The sequence below is a fragment of the Kitasatospora sp. NPDC101176 genome (genome assembly GCF_044768035.1).
Lineage (GTDB): Bacteria > Actinomycetota > Actinomycetes > Streptomycetales > Streptomycetaceae > Kitasatospora.
Window position 1 is genome coordinate 335,951 of sequence record NZ_JBIWPA010000003.1, and the last position, 16,790, is coordinate 352,740.

The 16,790-nt window shown below is 73.6% G+C and carries 18 protein-coding genes; 7 read left to right on the forward strand and 11 right to left on the reverse strand.

The features are described 5' to 3' along the window. Nucleotides 1–306: 306 nt before the first annotated feature. The 3 genes from ACIRS1_RS06815 to ACIRS1_RS06825 all read left to right on the forward strand — a co-directional run bounded on the left by ACIRS1_RS06815 (nucleotide 307) and on the right by ACIRS1_RS06825 (nucleotide 3,179). Entirely contained in the window at nucleotides 307–975 is a 669-nt protein-coding gene (locus tag ACIRS1_RS06815; RefSeq protein ID WP_402837754.1) for a histone deacetylase, read from the forward strand. A gap of 189 nt (nucleotides 976–1,164) precedes the next feature. After that, nucleotides 1,165–2,622 carry a multicopper oxidase family protein gene (locus ACIRS1_RS06820; protein WP_402837448.1) on the forward strand — a complete coding sequence of 486 codons (1,458 nt, stop codon included), beginning with the start codon at nucleotides 1,165–1,167 and terminating at the stop codon, nucleotides 2,620–2,622. Nucleotides 2,623–2,825: 203 nt separating this feature from the next. Next, entirely contained in the window at nucleotides 2,826–3,179 is a 354-nt protein-coding gene (locus tag ACIRS1_RS06825; protein ID WP_402837450.1) for a hypothetical protein, read from the forward strand. A gap of 18 nt (nucleotides 3,180–3,197) precedes the next feature. Here the strand turns inward: ACIRS1_RS06825 and ACIRS1_RS06830 are convergent, their stop codons facing one another. Beyond that, a complete protein-coding gene (locus ACIRS1_RS06830) occupies nucleotides 3,198–3,437 on the reverse strand; it encodes a hypothetical protein (RefSeq protein WP_402837452.1) in 240 nt (79 codons plus the stop codon). Between the two features lie 230 nt (nucleotides 3,438–3,667). On the opposite strand from ACIRS1_RS06830, the gene ACIRS1_RS06835 reads away from it, so the two are divergent. Beyond that, nucleotides 3,668–4,069: a VOC family protein gene (locus ACIRS1_RS06835; protein ID WP_402837453.1), complete on the forward strand. Its 402-nt coding sequence runs from the start codon at nucleotides 3,668–3,670 to the stop codon at nucleotides 4,067–4,069. A gap of 171 nt (nucleotides 4,070–4,240) precedes the next feature. Here ACIRS1_RS06835 and ACIRS1_RS06840 read toward each other — a convergent pair whose 3' ends face one another. The 3 genes from ACIRS1_RS06840 to ACIRS1_RS06850 form a co-directional block, all read right to left on the reverse strand. Next, entirely contained in the window at nucleotides 4,241–4,732 is a 492-nt protein-coding gene (locus ACIRS1_RS06840; RefSeq protein WP_402837455.1) for a hypothetical protein, read from the reverse strand. Then, complete coding sequence (locus ACIRS1_RS06845; protein WP_402837457.1) at nucleotides 4,729–6,198, reverse strand: tetratricopeptide repeat protein; 1,470 nt, start codon at nucleotides 6,196–6,198, stop codon at nucleotides 4,729–4,731. Before ACIRS1_RS06845 ends, ACIRS1_RS06840 begins: the two co-directional genes overlap by 4 nt. A gap of 243 nt (nucleotides 6,199–6,441) precedes the next feature. Next, a complete protein-coding gene (locus ACIRS1_RS06850) occupies nucleotides 6,442–6,897 on the reverse strand; it encodes an Lrp/AsnC family transcriptional regulator (RefSeq protein ID WP_360206921.1) in 456 nt (151 codons plus the stop codon). Between the two features lie 76 nt (nucleotides 6,898–6,973). Between ACIRS1_RS06850 and ACIRS1_RS06855 the strand changes: the two genes are divergently transcribed. Beyond that, entirely contained in the window at nucleotides 6,974–7,897 is a 924-nt protein-coding gene (locus ACIRS1_RS06855) for an SMP-30/gluconolactonase/LRE family protein (protein WP_402837459.1), read from the forward strand. Between the two features lie 143 nt (nucleotides 7,898–8,040). Further along, nucleotides 8,041–8,673: a hypothetical protein gene (locus ACIRS1_RS06860; RefSeq protein ID WP_402837461.1), complete on the forward strand. Its 633-nt coding sequence runs from the start codon at nucleotides 8,041–8,043 to the stop codon at nucleotides 8,671–8,673. A 117-nt stretch (nucleotides 8,674–8,790) separates the two neighbouring features. On the opposite strand, the gene ACIRS1_RS06865 is transcribed toward ACIRS1_RS06860, so the two are convergent. Both ACIRS1_RS06865 and ACIRS1_RS06870 read right to left on the reverse strand, forming a co-directional pair. After that, the gene (locus ACIRS1_RS06865) at nucleotides 8,791–9,243 is read right to left on the reverse strand and encodes a hypothetical protein (RefSeq protein ID WP_360206911.1); all 453 of its coding nucleotides are present in this window, start codon (nucleotides 9,241–9,243) and stop codon (nucleotides 8,791–8,793) included. 370 nt (nucleotides 9,244–9,613) lie between these two features. Then, entirely contained in the window at nucleotides 9,614–10,534 is a 921-nt protein-coding gene (locus tag ACIRS1_RS06870) for a patatin-like phospholipase family protein (RefSeq protein WP_402837463.1), read from the reverse strand. Between the two features lie 98 nt (nucleotides 10,535–10,632). Between ACIRS1_RS06870 and ACIRS1_RS06875 the strand changes: the two genes are divergently transcribed. After that, nucleotides 10,633–11,214, forward strand: coding sequence for a TetR/AcrR family transcriptional regulator (locus ACIRS1_RS06875; protein ID WP_396317044.1), 582 nt, complete (start codon nucleotides 10,633–10,635; stop codon nucleotides 11,212–11,214). 206 nt (nucleotides 11,215–11,420) lie between these two features. Here ACIRS1_RS06875 and ACIRS1_RS06880 read toward each other — a convergent pair whose 3' ends face one another. The 5 genes from ACIRS1_RS06880 to ACIRS1_RS06900 all read right to left on the reverse strand — a co-directional run bounded on the left by ACIRS1_RS06880 (nucleotide 11,421) and on the right by ACIRS1_RS06900 (nucleotide 16,554). After that, the gene (locus ACIRS1_RS06880; protein WP_402837466.1) at nucleotides 11,421–12,695 is read right to left on the reverse strand and encodes a sugar ABC transporter permease; all 1,275 of its coding nucleotides are present in this window, start codon (nucleotides 12,693–12,695) and stop codon (nucleotides 11,421–11,423) included. Then, nucleotides 12,692–13,480, reverse strand: a complete 789-nt coding sequence (locus tag ACIRS1_RS06885; RefSeq protein WP_360206900.1) for an ATP-binding cassette domain-containing protein — start codon at nucleotides 13,478–13,480, stop codon at nucleotides 12,692–12,694. Before ACIRS1_RS06885 ends, ACIRS1_RS06880 begins: the two co-directional genes overlap by 4 nt. Nucleotides 13,481–13,649: 169 nt before the next feature. After that, a complete protein-coding gene (locus tag ACIRS1_RS06890; protein ID WP_360206898.1) occupies nucleotides 13,650–14,744 on the reverse strand; it encodes a substrate-binding domain-containing protein in 1,095 nt (364 codons plus the stop codon). A gap of 315 nt (nucleotides 14,745–15,059) precedes the next feature. Beyond that, nucleotides 15,060–15,425 carry a hypothetical protein gene (locus tag ACIRS1_RS06895; RefSeq protein ID WP_360206895.1) on the reverse strand — a complete coding sequence of 122 codons (366 nt, stop codon included), beginning with the start codon at nucleotides 15,423–15,425 and terminating at the stop codon, nucleotides 15,060–15,062. A 232-nt stretch (nucleotides 15,426–15,657) separates the two neighbouring features. Next, nucleotides 15,658–16,554 (reverse strand): neutral zinc metallopeptidase, encoded by an 897-nt coding sequence (locus tag ACIRS1_RS06900; protein ID WP_387903581.1) that lies wholly within the window; start codon nucleotides 16,552–16,554, stop codon nucleotides 15,658–15,660. Nucleotides 16,555–16,790 lie beyond the last annotated feature (236 nt).

Genomic DNA, 16,790 nt, shown 5'->3' on the forward strand with positions numbered 1-16,790 from the left:
GTGCGGGTGCGCGGGTTTCGCCGCGTACGGGTGGTGCGGGGTGTCGCCTGGCGGGAAACGCCCACCCACCATGACTCCGCTGGGAGTTGGCTGGATGCAGCGGAGGTACGGTCAAAGGAAATTCTCATGATCGGTGCCGGCCGGGGGTGGCGGCCCGATGATTCGAAAGTCGTTTCGGGCGGGTGTGGGCGTTTTCGCTGGTGAAGGGTAGCCGCTCGGCGGCCCGGTGCCCGCCGCGCGGTGTGGCGGGCCCGCCGCACGCCCGCCACGGGGCCGGCGCTGCTAGCGTCCCCGTCCGTGAGCGCGATGCGGCCGGGGCCCGGCGCGGCGGCAGGCCACGGCGGCGCTCCGGCGGCCGGGAGCGGCGCGCTGGTCTGGTACGCCGCGTACGGGTCGAACCTGCACGCCCCCCGGCTCGCCCGCTACCTGCTCGGCGGGCGCCCCGAGGGCGGCGCCCTCGCCTGCCCCGGCTGCCGCGACCCGCGCCCGCCGCTGCGGGACGTGCCCGTGCTGCTGCCCGGGCTGCTGTACTTCGCCACCGAGTCCGCGGTGTGGGGCGGCGGCCGCGGCTTCTACGACCCGGACGCCACCGGACCCGCCCCCGGCCGCGCCTACCTGCTGACGCTCGGCCAGTTCAGCGACATCGCCGCCCAGGAGATGTACCGCTCCCCCGGCACCGACCTCGACCTCACCGGGGTGCTCGCCACCGGGCGCGCCACGCTCGGCCCCGGCCGCTACGAGACGCTGGTGCACGCGGGCGAACTGGACGGGCTCCCCCTGCTGACCCTCACCGCCCCCACCGGCCTGGCCGGCGCCGACCTCAACCCGCCCTCCGCCGCCTACCTGCGCACCCTGGCCGCGGGCCTGGCGCAGGCCCACGGCTGGGACAGCCGGCGCACCGCCCGCTACCTGGCCTCGCGTCCGGGTGCGGCCGGGCACTGGAGCGCGCAGGGTGTGCTGGAGGCGCTGGCCTGACCGGCCGCCGGGAGCGGGACCCGGCCCGGCCGGCCCGGGCCGCGGTGTCAGCCGTTCGTTCGGAGCACGAACATCCGAGCGGAAAGCAAGCCGATCTTGAGCCCCGTGCGCAAGGGTCGCCCCGCTGTTCTTCACCGCTTCGGGTGCCGCCAGGCGCCGGGAGCCCGACGTTCTCCCCGGGGGACACCAGTGATCACACGTAGGACCCTGCTCCGGACCGGCGTGGCGGCCAGCGCCACGCTCGGGACCGCCGGCCTGCTGCTCCCCGCGCTCACGGACGTCGCGCAGGCAGCCGACCTCGACGCCTCCACCATCCCGAAGTTCGCCCAGGCCATGCCCGTCCCTCAGCCGCTCGAGCCGTACTCCGACGACGGCGACGCGGACGTCTACAAGCTGACGATGAAGGAGACCACCGCCGAGATCGTGCCCGGCTTCAGGACCGCGGTGCGCACCTACGGCGACAGCTTCCCCGGCCCGCTCATCCAGGCCACCTCCGGGCGCCCCGTGGTGATCCACCAGACCAACCGGCTGAGCGTCGACACCTCGGTCCACCTGCACGGCGGGCACGTGCCGGCCAAGAGCGACGGCGCGCCGATGGACCTGATCGCGGCCGGCGGCGGCCGCCGGACGTACGTCTACCCGAACCAGCAGCCGCACGCGAACCTGTGGTTCCACGACCACGCCCACCACATGGAGTCGGAGAACGTCTTCCGCGGGCTCGCCGGCCTCTACCTGCTCACCGACGACGTCGAGGACGGCCTGGACCTGCCGGACGAGGAGCAGGACGTGCCGATCGCCCTGCGCGACGCCCGCTTCGACAGTGCCGGCCAGCTCGTCTACGTGATGGGCGACCGCCTGCGCAACGTGGTGCTGGCCAACGGCAAGGCCTGGCCGTACTTCGAGGTCGCCACCCGGCGCTACCGCTTCCGCGTGTTCAACACCTCCAACCAGCGGTTCTTCAAGCTCGCGCTGTCCGACGGCTCGGCGTTCCAGCAGATCGGCTCGGACGGCGGGCTGCTGCCCGCGCCGCTGACCACCACGAGCGTGTTCCTCTCCCCCGGCGAACGGGCGGACGTCGTCGTCGACTTCGGCCACTACCCGGTGGGCACCACCCTGGTGCTGAAGAACACCTTCGGCGACCAGAGCGCCCCCACCGCGCAGGTCCTGCAGTTCCGGGTCACCCGCCGGGAGCGCGACGACACCGAGCCGCTCCCGGACACCCTGCGCACGCTGCCCGAGCTGCCGGCGGCCACCACCACCCGCGACTTCAAGCTCAGCATGGACGAGGGCCCCGCCACGCCCGGCGCGATGCCGATGGCCTACATCAACGGCCTGGTCTACGACTCGGACCGGATCGACACGGTGATCCCGTACGGCTCCACCGAGATCTGGACCGTCACCAACACCAACCAGCGGATGCCGCACAACTTCCACCTGCACCTGGTGCAGTTCCGGGTGCTGGAGCGCGGCGGCAAACCGGTCACCTCCGGCCCGGAGTGCGGCCTGAAGGACACCGTGTCGCTGCTGCCGGGCGAGAGCGTCAAGCTGCAGGCGACCTTCACCGGGTACCGCGGCGAGTACCTGTACCACTGCCACCTGATCGACCACGCGGCGATGGGCATGATGGGGACGATGAAGATCGTCTGACGCGGCGGGCGCGCGGCGGGCGGGCCGTCCCGGCGGCCGCGGGGGCGCGGGTGCCCGGGCGGACCTTGCGGCCGCACCCGGCACCGCGGCACCGGGCCGACACGCCGCCCACTGGGGGAAGGTCGCCCACCACCGCCGCCGCGGCTCCTACTGTCGCCTGGCCCCGTTCGGGGCGAAACCCGACAGAAGCGGAGAAAACACCCATGACCCGTACGACCCGCAGCATCACGTGGACGCTGACCCTGCTCGCCGCCGCCGGCGTGGCCGCCGCCGTCCCGGGCACCGCCTCGGCCGACACGGTCTCCGGCGGCAACCACGGGACGGTGATCATCGGCAGCGGCAACCAGGTCGCGGGCTACGACATCATCAACGCGGGCAACGACGCCACCGTCGGCTCCCACAACGGCTCGGGCCAGGTGGCCGGCGGCGCGATGGACGACGCCGCGCAGGTCGCCGGCGGCAACGTCTGGACGGTGATCATCGGCGACGGCAACCAGATCGCCGGCGACGACATCATCAACGCCGAGAACGACGCCACCGTCGGCTCCGACAACTGAGCCCCGGGCCCGCGCCGCTCAGGCGGCGCGGGCCTCCAGCCAGCGCAGCAGGACCGCACGCTCGGTGCCGGTGATCGGGTGGTGCGGGTCCGGGGCCTGGGCCCAGCGGCGCAGGCGCTCCAGCGTCGCCGGGTCGAGATCCAGGTACAGCCGCCAGTGCGAGCGCGAGTGGCAGTCCGGATCGTGCGGTTCGCGACAGGTGTCGCAGTGGGTGAAGTAGGCCTCGATCAGGCGGTGGGCAGTCGACTCGTCCGACATGCGTCCGGCACTCTTCCTCTCTGCCTCACGGCCCGTGGTCTCCCTCCCCAGGGTGCGCGACCCCCCCCCCCGGCCGGGAGGGGACCAAAGTCCCCCGCCCCGACCACCCCGCCCCGACCACCGCGGTCCGGCGCCGGCCGGCGGGACCGCGGTCCTACTCCCTTCGTCGCAGGCCGGGCGGGGCCTGCGACCAATGCCCCGGCGCCCGGCGCCGCCCTACCTTGATCCACATGAGGATTCCCGAGCATCACCGGCACGCAGTCGTCCCCCACGTCATGGTCGACGGGGCCGCCGAGGCGATCGACTTCTACACGACCGCGTTCGGAGCCACCGAGCTCTTCCGGCTCGACGGCGAGGACGGTCGGATCGCCCACGCCGAGATCACCGTCCACGGCGCCACGCTGATGCTCGGCGACGCCCACGCCGCCCCCTTCGCCCCGCCCGCCCCCGGCGCCGCCTCCGTCGCCCTGCACGTCTACGTACCGGACGTCGACGCGCTGACCGCCCGCGCCGTCGACGCCGGCGCCCTGCTGCTCTCCCCCGCCGCCGACATGCCCTACGGCGCACGGCAGTCCATGCTCCGCGACCCCTTCGGCCACGTCTGGATCCTCCTGACCCCCCTCACCACCTGACCTGCCGGGCCCCGCGGGGGGCGTCGGGGCCCGGCAGGTGCGGGCCTCAGCCCTCCAGGCCCAGGCCGGTGCGCATGACCCGGCGCAGGGCCACCCAGTGGTCCCAGGCCACCGGCCACCGGAACGAGCAGGAAGTCGGCCCGGCCGACTTCCCACTCCGGCCGGGTCCGGTCAGCCGCCGGCGATCGCGTGGGCGATGGCGAGGGCGGCCACCTCGACGCCGATCCTGCGGGCGATCCCCAGGGCCCAGGCCCCGGCGGCCTTCAGGTGGGCGAGGGCGCCGCTCTCGTCGCCCTGCCGGGCGGCCACCTCGGCCTGGGCGACGGCGCCCACCGCGGTGTCGTGCTCCAGGGTGACCGCCTCGCTCTTCAGGGCCAGGCGCAGCTGTTCCAGCTGGGCCGCGAGGCCGGGCAGGTCCACCGGCGAGCCGTCCGGCATCCGCAGCTGGATGAACGTGTTGTCGCTGGCCTTGGCGTGCGGGCCGACCGCACCGGCCTGTCCGTCGACGTTGTAGGTGTCGCCCATGGTGAATCCTCCTTCGACGACCACCATCGCCGGTTGCCGGCCCTCGGTGAGGGCGCGCATCAGGGTCGGGAGGTCGGTGGTGTCGTTCTCGCTGAGCTCGATGATGATGATCCTGGTCCGCTGGGAGTCACCGGTCACCGCCGGTCTCCTGCGGCCTGCTCCCGCTCGGTGGCCGAGAGGTCGTCACGGCAGGCCAGCGTCAGGGGGTGGGTGTCGCCGAAGATCCGCTCGTACTGTTCGAGGGTGATCCTCAGCAGCACGACGGCCTGCTGCAGGCGCCCCGCGCTGCGGTAGGCGAGCGCGAGGTCCTGCCGGGTGGCAAGGGTGCGCGGGTGTTCCCCGCCCAGGAGTCGCTCCGACAGGGCGAGGTTGCGTTCCAGCAGCGGAACGGCGCGTCTCAGGTCCCCGGCCGCGCGGTACGCGCCGGCCAGGTTGTTGGCCGCGCCGAGGGTGCCGGGGTGCTCTTCCCCCAGGAGCTGCTCCGACAGGGCGAGGTTGCGTTCCAGCAGCGGGATGGCGCGGCCCGGGTCCCCTGCGGCCACGTACGCACCGGCAAGGTTGTTGCGGCTGGTGAGCGTGGACTGCTGCTCCGGCCCCAGGATCCGTTCGGAGGCGGCGAGGTTGTCCTCCAGCAGCGGGATGGCGCGTCCGAGGTCGCCGGCCGCGCGGTAGGCGCTGGCCAGGTTGTTGCGGCTGGTGAGCGTGGACGGGTGTTCCGGCCCCAGGACCCGGATGCGCTCCGTGAGGGTGGACTCCAGCAGCGGGATGGCGCGCCCGAGGTCGCCGGCCGCGCGGTAGGCGCTGGCCAGGTTGTTGCGGGTGGTCAGCGTGTCGGGGTGCTCGGGGCCCGAGACCCGCTCGAACGCTTGGAGGGTCGCTTCGAGCAGCGGGACGGCCCGGTGCAGGTCCCCGGCCTCCTGGTAGGCACTGGCCAGGTTGTTGCGGGCGGCCAGGGTGTCCGGGTGGTGGGGGCCGAGCAGCCGGGCGGATTCGGCGACGTTCCGCTCCATCAGGGCGGTGGCCTGCTCGAGGTCTCCCGTCGCGTGCGCCACGATCGCCTCGTTGTTGCGGGCGGTGAGGTCCTCGGCGGCGCCGGAGGCCCGGTCCCGGGCGGCGGCGTCCTGCGGGGGGCGCCGGGGGGAACCGTTCCCCCAGGGCGTTCGGACGTCCCCGATGGCACCCGCCTGGATGACGGTCCCGTGGAAGGCACCGCCGTGGATGGTGTTGGAGACGGACTGGGCGGCGATCGAGCGCTCACCGGAGGCGTTGATCGTCACGGTGTCACCGGGTGCCGGGAGCAGCGCCGACCATTCGCGGTAGAGGTCCACGCTCTCGCGCAGGGCCCGCCGCACGTGCATGCGCAGCGCGGCGAGGGCGTCGGGGTCGTGGGTGTCCTGCGCCAGGTCCGCCAGCACCGCTTCCAGGGCGGAGCGCCGGGTGGCGTCCTGGTGCTCCCAGACGGCCCGGAGCAACCGGTGCCCGGTTGCGGCGGCCCGGTCGGCCGTGGTCGGCGGCGACGGTGCGAGCACCTGCCGGCCGTGGGCGGCCACGGCCGCCGTCATCAGCGTTCCGGCCTGCTGGACCATCTCGGCGATGTCTGCCACGAACCGCATCTCCCCTGTGCCGAAAGCGATTTGGGGGAAGCCTAGCGGGACGCCCCGCGGCGGCGACGGGATTCGGCGATGTCCGGGGGGGGAAGCCACCACACTGTGGTCCGGGGTCCGCCGGGGCGGGTGGCGGGGCGGCGGGTGGCCCCGGAGGTCCACTCCCCGGGTGATGGTGGCCTGATGGCCGAACTCCCTTTGCCGCAGCGGCTGTCGATGTGGGGCTGCGGCGCCGGGCGCGTCCTAGCGGGTGGGGGAGGGCGGGCGTTCGAAGAAGGTCTCCAGGGAGACGGTCGCCTGGGTGCCGCTGACACCGTCGATGGCGTACAGGCGGCGCAGCACGTCCTGGAGCTGTTCGGTGCTGGGGGTGCGCACCTTGACCAGGACGGAGGCGCTGCCCGCGATGATGTGGGCCTCCTCGATCTCCGGGATCGCGGCGAAGGCCTGGGCGGAGTCGCCCATCCAGGCCGAGGACTCGACCATCACGAAGGCGAGGACGCCGAGGCCCAGCGCCTTGGGGTCGACGTCGACGGTGGTGCGCCGTACGACGCCGCGTTCGCGCAGTTTGCGGACCCGTTCGTGGGTCGCGCCCGCGGAGAGTCCGATCGCCTTGCCCAGTGCGGCGTAGGCCTGCCCGGCGTCCTGCTGCAGCAGCGCGACCAGCGCGCGGTCGGTCTCGTCGAGGTTCTCCGATGCCATGGTGGAACCATATCCGCTTCTGCCATACTCGTGGCGAACCGAATGAGGTTCGGAGTTGAGCAGCAAGGGGTGGACTGTGTCTGGCAATATTCTGTATGGCCTGTACGAGGTTCTGGACGACCGGTTCCGGGCCGGGAAGTGCGCCAACGGGGACGTGCGGCTGGAGAAGCTGCACGGGGACTGCCGGTGGGCCGAGGGGCCGGTCTACCTGCCCGCCTGGCGCCAGCTGATCTGGAGCGACATCCCCAACGACCGCATGCTGCGCTGGGACGAGGCCACCGGCACCGTCGGCGTCTTCCGCTCCCCCGCCGGCCACAGCAACGGCAACACGCTGGACCGCGAGGGCCGGCTCGTCACCTGCGAGCAGGGCAACCGCCGCGTCACCCGCACCGAGCACGACGGCACCCTCACCGTCCTGGCCGACCGCTACCGGGGCCGGCGCCTCAACTCCCCCAACGACGCCGTGGTGCACTCCGACGGCTCGATCTGGTTCTCCGACCCGGACTTCGGCATCACCAGCGACTACGAGGGCCACCGCGCCGACCCCGAGCTCGACGGCTGCCACGTCTACCGCATCGACCCCGCCGACGGCACGATCCGCCTGGTCGCCGACGGCTTCACCGGCCCCAACGGCCTGGTCTTCTCCGCCGACGAGCGGCAGCTGTACGTCTCCGACAGCCGGGCCCGGCACATCCGCGTCTTCGACGTGCGCGAGGACGGCACCCTCTCCGACGGCAAGGTCTTCGCCGAGGCCCCGGACAGCGGCTTCGACAACATCCGCTTCGACGACGGGGGGCGCCTGTGGGCGGCCGCCTTCGACGACGGCGTGCACTGCTACGACCCGGACGGCACGCTGATCGGACGCCTGCTCACCCCCGAGCCCGTCTCCAACATCGCCTTCGGCGGGCCGAAGAACAACCGCCTCTTCCTCACCGCGACCACCTCGCTGTACTCCGTGGTCATGGCGGTGACCGGACTCCCCCGGGTGCGCCGGGCCTGACGACCCGGCCGCCGCCGGGGTTGCGGGCCGGGACGTTCATCCGGTTCGCCGCGTCGACGAGGCAGACCACCACCAGGACGGCCGGCTGCTCCTGGGGCGAGGTGGCGGCGCCGGCCGTGACGCGGTCAGTAGGTGGTCGGGGCGTGCAGGGCGAGGGTGAAGCTGAAGCGGTCGCCGCGGTAGAGGGTGCGGACCTGTTCGAGGGGCCGGCCGGCGGCGTCGCCGCCCTGCAGGCCCGGGCCGACGAGAGCGGCATCCCGGCCGGCGCCAAGGGCTGGACCCACACCCCGCCCGCCGGCTGGAGCATCGACAACTCCCGGATGCCCGGCGGCGGCGTGACGGAGTGGCGCGGCTGGGCCTTCGCCACCGACGAGTTCTGGACCGCCGCCCAGCTCGGGCAGAGCCGCGAGACGAACGTGCGGGCGCGCAACGTGTTCGCCGTCGCCGACTCCGACGAGTGGGACGACAAGACCCACGGCGCGGGCCAGTTCGACTCCACCCTGGTCAGCCCCGCCTACCCGGTGGCCGGGCCCGGGCGGGCCACGCTGTCCTTCGCGACGGACTACAAGGTCGACGGCCCGCAGACCGGCGACGTGTACGCGGTCTTCGACAACGGCGCCCCGCAGCTGGTGAAGTCCTACCGCGCGGACCTGAACACCGTCGAGCACCTGCCGGTGACGGTGCCGGCCGGCGCGAGCAGCGTGCGCTTCCAGTTCCGCTACACCGGCACCAACAGCGCGTTCTGGACCGTCGACCAGGTCTCCTTCGACAGCTGACGCCGGCGGGCGCCCGCCGGCGCCGAACGCGCGACGGGCCGGCGCCGAACGAATGCCGAACGGGCGCCGCCCGCCGCCCCGGGGTACCTTCCGGGGCGGCGGGCGGCGCCGTACGGGCTACAGCGGCGGGAGCGTGCCGAGCTTGACGTCGCCCGTGTAGTGCTTGCCGAGCGCGTCGAAGTCGTAGTACAGGTGCACGTCGTCGCCCACCAGGTAGAACCTCTGCGTGCCGTTGACGAACGGCGACAGGCCCAGGTGGAAGGTGATGCCCTCGGTCAGGCTGCCCGAGGCGCTGCCGACCTTCTTCTTCCCGAGCAGCGGCACGTTGGCGTAGACCACGATGGACGCGGAACGGGCGGTGGTGTCGAGCGTGAGCGTGGTCTCCAGCGGACCGGTGACGTAGGTCCAGGTCTGCACCTCCGCGGCGGCGGTGGCGACGTCCTGGACCACGACGACCGGGGCCGGGGCCGCGGCCGGGGTGGCGGCCAGGGCCGCCGTGCTGCCGAGACCGGTGACAAGAGCGAGGCCGGCGACCACGACTCCGGCACGACGTACGAAGCGGTTCTTCATGGTTCCCTCCGAATGTGTGAACTGTTCGTCGGGCCCCCCGGGGGTGATGTCTATCAGTCAACTCGACTGTCATACCAGGGTGTTGAACATCACCACCCACTTCGGCGTGCCTCTGGTCTCACTCGTTCGGGTGACTTTCCTTGACTTTGCCATCACCCCCGTGCAGCGGCACTGCGGTGCGGGTCACCGCCTCATCCGGAAGCAACCCCACCGCCGCGGCGGCCCGCCCCGGCCCGCGGCCGCGCCCACGGTGGACCGCTCCGAAGGATCCCGCCCCACCGACCACCCGCCGATGACCACCCGCCACCGACCACCCGCCACCGGGGCGGCCCGGCCCCGGAGCCGCCGGGGGCCGAACCGCCGCACGCCGTCAGGTGGTCGACGCGCCCCACGCCGCCCGTACGGCCCGGGCCTGCCCGCCCGCCTGGCGCAGGCCCTCGCGGTAGGCCTGCTCCCAGGTGCCCCAGTCCGCGCGGTCGGAGTCCAGGACGGCCTGGCCGGCCGGGTCGGGGGCGAGGACCAGTTCGGCGTCCGCCGGCGGGCGCGGGAAGCGGTGGGCCAGCGGCTCGACCACCAGGACCGCGCGGGCGCCGGCGGCGAGGTCGGCGTTGGCGCCGGCGCGCAGCGAGCCGTCCATGCAGCGCCGCCCGTCGGGGAGGGTGACGGGCGGTTCGACGCCGGGGAAGGCGCTGCTGGCGGCGACGGCGTGCAGCAGCGGCAGGCCGTCGTGCGCGCTCCAGACGGCGGGTTCGCCGGTGCCGGCGTCGACGGCGGTGATCAGGAGGTGTCGGGGCCAGGGGTGGGTGCCGATCAGGGCGCGCCGGTTGTCCAGCAGGGCCTGTTCGGCGTCGGGGTCGGCGGTGTCGAGGGCGAGGCGGCCGACACGGCGGCGGGCCTCGGCCGGGTCCAGGCCCTGGCCGAGGACGGCGAACACGGCGCCCGCGGCGGCGGGGTCGGGCCGGCGGGCGCCGGGGCGGGGGGCGGTGCGGCGGGCGGGGTCGACGAGGTGGCGCGGGTCCTGTCCGGTGGCGAGCAGGGCGCCGACCACGGCGCCGGCGGAGGTGCCGACGATCAGGTCGGCGCCGGCCGGGTCGACCCCGGCCAGGTGCAGGCCGTGGACGAGTCCGGCCGTCCAGGCGGCGCCCAGGCGTCCGCCGGGGCCGAGGACCAGGGCCCGGTCGGGCGCCCCCTGCCCGTCGGTCCGGCGGGCGGTGTGGTCCTGCGCCCGGTCGCGTGCCCGCTCGGCGGCGTGGTCCTGCGCGTGGTGCGGTGTGCGGTCGCCGGTGTCCATGGCGGTATCCCCTCCCCGTTGTTGAAACAGTCGTACCATATACTCCTGGTGATCACTGACGCCGCCTCAGCGCGGCACCGGCGGAAGGACGGTCGCCCGTGGGACGCCCCCCGGACCCCGAGCGCCGCGGGCGCACCCTGGCCCGGGCCACCGACTACGTGCTGGCGCACGGGCTGGCCGGGCTGAGCCTGCGTCCGCTGGCCGCCGCGCTCGAGACCAGTCCGCGGATGCTGCTCTACGACTTCGGCAGCAAGCAGGAGTTGGTGGCGGCCGTCCTCGCCGAGGCGCGCCGCCGGGGCGCGGCCCGTCTCGCCGAGCACCTGCCGCCGCACCGCGGGGCCCCGGGCGCCGTGCAGGCCGGCCCGCGCGAGCGGCTGCGGGGGATCTGGGCGTGGATGAGCGCGCCCGAACGCGCCCCGTTCGTACGGCTCTTCTTCGAGGTGCACGCCGACCTGCTGGCCCACCCGGAGAACTACCCGGACCAGGCCGGGGCCGTCACGGACTGGTTCGTCCCGCTGCGGGCGGCCCTGCACGACGTGACCACCGGGCCCGGGGACACCGCCACCCCCACGCTGGTGATGGCCGTGGTGCGGGGCCTGCTGTTCGACCTCACCACCACGGGTGACCGCGAGCGCTGCGACCTGGCCCTGGAGCGCTTCGCCGGCCTGCTGCAGGCCTGAGACCCGCCCGTTCCCGGGGCCCGGTCCGCGGGCCGGTGTCACGTCCGGGCGGGCCGCTTTCCTCCGAGGAGTGACGGCCCCGGGCCCGCGGCCGGGCAGGTCCTCAAGACGCGGACGCCCCGGTGCCCCCGCCGGGAGGGCGGGGGCACCGGGGCGTCGGTGCGCGGCGGAGCCGGCGGTGGAGCCGGCCGCGGATGGTCCGTCCGCTAGCGGGCCGCTGAGGCGCGGGTGCGGCGGGAGACGGAGTCCAGGACGACGGCGGCCAGCAGGACGGCGCCGGTGATCATGTACTGGATGGCCTGGGCCGCGTGGACCATGTCCAGGCCGGTGGTGATGGACTGGATGACCAGGATGCCCAGCAGCGCCGACCAGGTCTTGCCGCGTCCGCCGAACAGGCTGGTGCCGCCGATGACGGCCGCCGCGATGGCGCTCATCAGGACGTTGCCGCTGCCGAGCTGCTTGTCCGCGGAGCCCTGCTGGGAGGCGATGAACAGGCCGCCGAGCCCGGCCAGGAAGGCGGAGAACATGAAGACGGAGATCCGCACCCGGGCGACGTTGATGCCGGCGCGGCGGGCGGCCTCGACGCCGCCGCCGACGGCGAAGATCTGCCGGCCGTAGGAGGTGCGGCGCAGCATGAAGTCGGTGAGGACGACGGCGCCGAGCAGGACGACCAGGGGCAGCGGCAGGCCGCGGTCCTGGTTGAGCATGTAGGCGCCGACCAGGGCGAGGACGGCGAGGGCGCCGGTGCGCAGGGCGATCTCGCCGGTGCTGCGGGCGGGCAGGCCGGCGGCGGTGCGGCGGCGGGCGTCCAGGAGCTGGGCGGCGAGGAAGGCGGCGATGGAGAGGAGGGCGAGGAGCCAGGCGTAGAGGACGTCGCCGTCGCCGAGGAAGTAGGTGTCGAGGTTGGCGACGATGCCGTCGTTGATGTTGTTGACGGTGCCGAGCTTGCCGAGGACGTAGTCCTGCAGGCCGCTCCAGGCGAGCATGCCGGCGAGGGTGACGACGAAGGCGGGGACGCCGATCTTGGCGAAGAAGAAGCCGTGCAGGGCGCCCATGGCGACGGCGGTGGCGAGGGCGAGCAGGATGGCCAGGCCCTCGTTGAGGCCTTCGCGGACGGCCAGGACGGAGGTGACGGCGGCGGCGACGCCGGCGACGGAGCCGAGGGAGAGGTCGATCTCGCCCAGGAGCAGGACGAAGACGACGCCGACGGCGATCAGGCCGGGGCCGGCGATCCACTTGGTGATGTTGGTGAGGTTGTCGGCCTGCAGGAAGTGGCCGGTGACGCTCTGGAAGATGATCGCGATGAGGATCAGGCCGATGATGACGGGCAGTGAGCCGAGGTCGCCGCTCTTGATCTTGCGGCGGAACTCCTCGGCGTAGCCGGCCAGGCCCTGCTGGCGCACCAGCAGCCGGGGGTCGGTGGCGGGGGCGGCGGGGGCCGGGGTGGGGGTGGGGGTGGGGGTGGTCTGGCTGGTGCTCACTTCGCTTCCTCCGCGATGCGTGCCTGGCGCCGGGTGACGGCGTTGTCGGTGGCGCCGGTGATGGCGGAGATGATCTCCTCGTGCGAGGTGTCGGCGACCGGGAAGACCCCGTTGTTGCGGCCCAGGCGCAGGACGGCGACGGTGTCGGCGACGGCCTTGACGTCCGCCATGTTGTGGCTGATCAGGATGACGCCGAGGCCGCGCTCGCGCAGGCGCTCGACGAGGTCGAGGACCTGGGCGGTCTGCTCGACGCCGAGGGCGGCGGTGGGTTCGTCGAGGATGACGATCCGGGGGTCGCCGACCAGGGCGCGGGCGATGGCGACGACCTGGCGCTGTCCGCCGGAGAGGGCGGCGATGGGGATGCGGACGCTGGGGATGCGGATCGAGAGGGTGTCCAGCAGTTCCTTGGCGCGCCGTTCCATGGCGACCTCGTCGAGGGTGCCGCGACGGTGCAGTTCGCGGCCCAGGAAGAGGTTGGCGACGACGTCGAGGTTGTCGCAGAGTGCGAGGTCCTGGTAGACGGTGGCGACGCCGAGGGCCTGGGCGTCCTGGGGGCGCTCGATGCGGACCGGGCGGCCGTCCCAGCTGATGGTGCCCTCGTCGATCGGGTGGACGCCGGCGATCGTCTTGACCAGGGTGGACTTGCCGGCGCCGTTGTCGCCGACCAGTGCGACGACTTCGCCGGCGTGGACGTCGAGGTCGACGTCGGTGAGTGCCTGGACGGCGCCGAAGCGCTTGGAGACCTCGCGCAGCGCCAGTACGGGTGCGCCCGTCACGTGAACCATCTCCTGCGGGGTAGTGCGTGGTGGGGTGGGTGGTGGGTGCGCGCGGGGCGGGGCACGGCCGGGCGGCGCTCCCCGCCGGGGCGGGGAGCGCCGTGGCCGCGTCGCGCGGGCGGGCGTGGTGGCGGGCGGTGCGTCCGGCGGGATGTGCCGGACGGGCCCTGGTGCCGGGTTACTTGATGCCGGCGGCGGTGCAGGCGGCGGCGAAGTCGGCGGTGCAGATGTCGGCGGCCTTGTAGAGGCCGTCGGCGATGACGGTGTCGTTGATGTTCGCCTTGGTGACGACCTTGGGCTCGAGCAGCTTGGCGGGGATGCCCTTGTCGGTGGCGCTGTCGATGGTGGAGGACGCGACGGCCTTGACGTCCTTGCCCTGGAGGAGGTCGACGGCGAGCTCGGCGGCGTTCTCGGCGAGCGGCTTGTAGGCCTTGTAGATGGTGTAGGCCTGGTCGCCGGCGACGATGCGCTGGACGGCGTCGAGGCCGGCGTCCTGGCCGCCGACGGGGACGCTGATGCCGGCGGACTTGAGCTGGGTGATGATGGCGCCGGCCATGCCGTCGTTGGCGGAGTAGACGGCCTGGAAGCCGGTCTTGCCGAACTGGGTGATCGCGGCGCCGATCTTCTGGCCGGCGACGGTGGGCTTCCACTCGCCGGACTGCTCGTAGACGACCTTGCGGACCTTGCCGTCGAGGACCTTGTGCGCGCCGGACTTGAACTGGGCGGCGTTGGGGTCGGCCTCGTCACCGTTGATCATGACGATGTCGGAGTCGGCGGCCTTGGCGCCGAGCGCGTCCAGCAGGCCCTGGCCCTGGAGCTCGCCGACCTTCTCGTTGTCGAAGGAGACGTAGGAGGCGACGGGGCCGGTGGCCAGGCGGTCGTAGGCGACGACCTTGACGCCCTTGGCGGCGGCCTCCTGCACCCAGGACTGGGTGGACTTGGCGTCGAAGGCGTCCAGGACGATCACCTTCACACCCTGGGTGATGAGGGTGTCGAACTGCTGCTTCTGCTTGGCGGCGCTGCCCTCTGCGTTGCTGTAGAGCACCTTGCAGTCCGCGCACAGCGCCTTGACCTTGGCCTCGATGAAGGGGCGGTCGAAGGACTCGTAGCGGGTGGAGGAGGCGTTCTCGGGCAGCAGCAGGCCGATGGACTTGCCGTCTCCGGCGGAGGCGCTGTCCTTCTTGTCGCCGCCGGCCTTGCCGCAGGCGGCCATGGACAGGGCCAGCGATATGCCGGTGGTGGCGATGACGGCGCGACGCATCGTGGCGTTCATGTGGGGGTGCCTCTCCCTGACGTCGCCGCGGCTCTGCGGCGGGGTGTGGGGAGTTAAACCTGAGCGCAGGTATGGCGTCAATAAGTAAATCCATGCAGGCCGAAATATGCCTCTACTCGTTATCTTTGTGAACGCTGGGCCGGGGGTTGAAACCTGGAGGAACCTCCAAACGGTGAGGCGGCGGAGCCGGCGTCGCGGGGCGCCCTTCAAGAGTTCGATCAGCCCGCCGCAGCAGGTCAGGGGCACGTCAAGCGGGAACGGGGGGTGCCCGCCGCTCCCCCGTGCGGCGGGCACCCCCCGGTCGGTGACGTGGCGTCAGGGCCGGTCGAGGGTGATCGAGTTGATCGGGCCCAGGTCGTACCAGACGCCGTTCTGGGCGGCGATGTCGTAGACGCAGTTGCCGCCGCCGGAGCTCTTGCACAGGTGCGCGTGGGCGCCGCCGGACTGGTTGTTCAGCACCCAGTGGTTGCCGTACTGGTTGCTCAGGTTGTGGGCGCCGTAGCTCCAGTACACCTCGCTCGGGCTGGAGGCCGGGTCCTGGTTCTGCGGGTACACGCAGACCGCGCCGTACGGGCAGCCCGCCCAGGAGCCGTCGGCGGCGTCGGCGCCGGTCGCGCCGAGCGTGGTCAGGGCCGCGGTCGCCAGGGCGAGGGCGAGGGCGGCGTGGGTGATCCTGCGCATGGGTGGTTCTCCCTTGGCTGGTGGGCGGCCCTGACGGGTGGTCGGGCCGGTGACCAGCAGCCTAGGAACGCGGGGGCGGCCGCGGTCCCTGACATCTGACAGGGGCGCGCCGCCTCGCCCCGCGCCGCTGCTTCGGCTACGGAGGGCCTGTGCGGCCGCGGGACGCCGCGACCACCGGGCGTCCCCGCGGCGCCGCGGGGGCGGGGCCGCCACGGCTCCGGGGCGGGGGCGGCTACCGGGCGGCGAAGGTGTCGCACCGGGCGAGGTCGCCGGTGCGGTAGCCGGTGGTGAACCAGGCCTTGCGCTGGTCGGAGGAGCCGTGCGTCCAGCGCTCCGGGTCGACCCGGCCGGTGGCCTGCCGCTGGATCCGGTCGTCGCCGACGGCCGCGGCCGCGTCCAGGCCCTGGGCGATGTCCTGGTCGGTGAGGGCGGCGATCAGCGGCCGCCCGGTGGAGGGCTGCGGGGTGGTGGTGGCGTGGTGCGCCCACACCCCGGCGTAGCAGTCGGCCTGCAGCTCCAGCTTCACCGAGGCGCTGTCGGCGCCCTGGCGGTCGCCGCCGACCTTCTGCGTGGTGCCCAGCAGGTTCTGGATGTGGTGGCCGTACTCGTGGGCGACGACGTAGGACTCGGCGAACGGGCCGCCCTTGGCGCCGAAGCGGCTGGAGAGCTCGTCGAAGAAGCCGAGGTCGACGTAGGCCCTGCGGTCGGCGGGGCAGTAGAACGGGCCGACGGCCGAGGTCGCCGGGCCGCAGGCGGTGGAGACCCGGTCGGTGAACAGCACCGTCTCGGCGCCGCGGTAGGCCGCGTTGGTGCGCCGCGGCAGCTCGGTGCGCCAGAAGTCCTGCAGGCTGTTGGTCACCGCCACGATCCGGCAGTCCTGGCGCTTGTTGGCGTCCGCGCCGCTCTTGCAGGCCTGCTGCACCTCGCCGGTGGTGCGGGTGCCGGCGGAGGTGGTGGAGCCGCCGCCGGAGGACAGGCCCAGCAGCTTGGGGTCGACGCCCAGCAGGATCGCCAGCAGGGCCACCACCAGGCCCACGGCCCCGCCACCGATGGCGACCTTGCCGCCCGGGATCCCGCGCCGGTCGTCCACCTGGGAGGTGTCGAGGTCGCCCTGGTCGTCGAACTGCATGCCCCTGCCCGCTTCCGTCGCGCTCCGCCGTGTGCTGCCGCCCGTGCCGTGGTGCACCGCCCTTCCGGCGGTTGCGCCCTGTTCGTCCGCTTCGGTGACGGTCTGTTCCGGTGACGGCCCGCCCAGCCTACGGGCAGCGGGCGGCGGCGCGGCGCAGCGGGGACGACCGGCGGACGGCGGGCGGACGGCGGGCGGACGGCCGGCGGACGGCCGGCGGACGGCGGGCGGACGGCCGG

What these genes read in the sequence shown, in the direction of transcription:
- ACIRS1_RS06815 (WP_402837754.1), top strand. Translation starts at nt 307, where the DNA reads ATGCGGCCGGGGCCCGGCGCGGCGGCAGGCCACGGCGGCGCTCCGGCG.
- ACIRS1_RS06825 (WP_402837450.1), top strand. Translation starts at nt 2,826, where the DNA reads ATGACCCGTACGACCCGCAGCATCACGTGGACGCTGACCCTGCTCGCC.
- ACIRS1_RS06830 (WP_402837452.1), bottom strand. Translation starts at nt 3,437, where the DNA reads ATGTCGGACGAGTCGACTGCCCACCGCCTGATCGAGGCCTACTTCACC.
- ACIRS1_RS06835 (WP_402837453.1), top strand. Translation starts at nt 3,668, where the DNA reads ATGAGGATTCCCGAGCATCACCGGCACGCAGTCGTCCCCCACGTCATG.
- ACIRS1_RS06850 (WP_360206921.1), bottom strand. Translation starts at nt 6,897, where the DNA reads ATGGCATCGGAGAACCTCGACGAGACCGACCGCGCGCTGGTCGCGCTG.
- ACIRS1_RS06865 (WP_360206911.1), bottom strand. Translation starts at nt 9,243, where the DNA reads ATGAAGAACCGCTTCGTACGTCGTGCCGGAGTCGTGGTCGCCGGCCTC.
- ACIRS1_RS06870 (WP_402837463.1), bottom strand. Translation starts at nt 10,534, where the DNA reads ATGGACACCGGCGACCGCACACCGCACCACGCGCAGGACCACGCCGCC.
- ACIRS1_RS06885 (WP_360206900.1), bottom strand. Translation starts at nt 13,480, where the DNA reads ATGGTTCACGTGACGGGCGCACCCGTACTGGCGCTGCGCGAGGTCTCC.
- ACIRS1_RS06890 (WP_360206898.1), bottom strand. Translation starts at nt 14,744, where the DNA reads ATGAACGCCACGATGCGTCGCGCCGTCATCGCCACCACCGGCATATCG.
- ACIRS1_RS06895 (WP_360206895.1), bottom strand. Translation starts at nt 15,425, where the DNA reads ATGCGCAGGATCACCCACGCCGCCCTCGCCCTCGCCCTGGCGACCGCG.
- ACIRS1_RS06900 (WP_387903581.1), bottom strand. Translation starts at nt 16,554, where the DNA reads ATGCAGTTCGACGACCAGGGCGACCTCGACACCTCCCAGGTGGACGAC.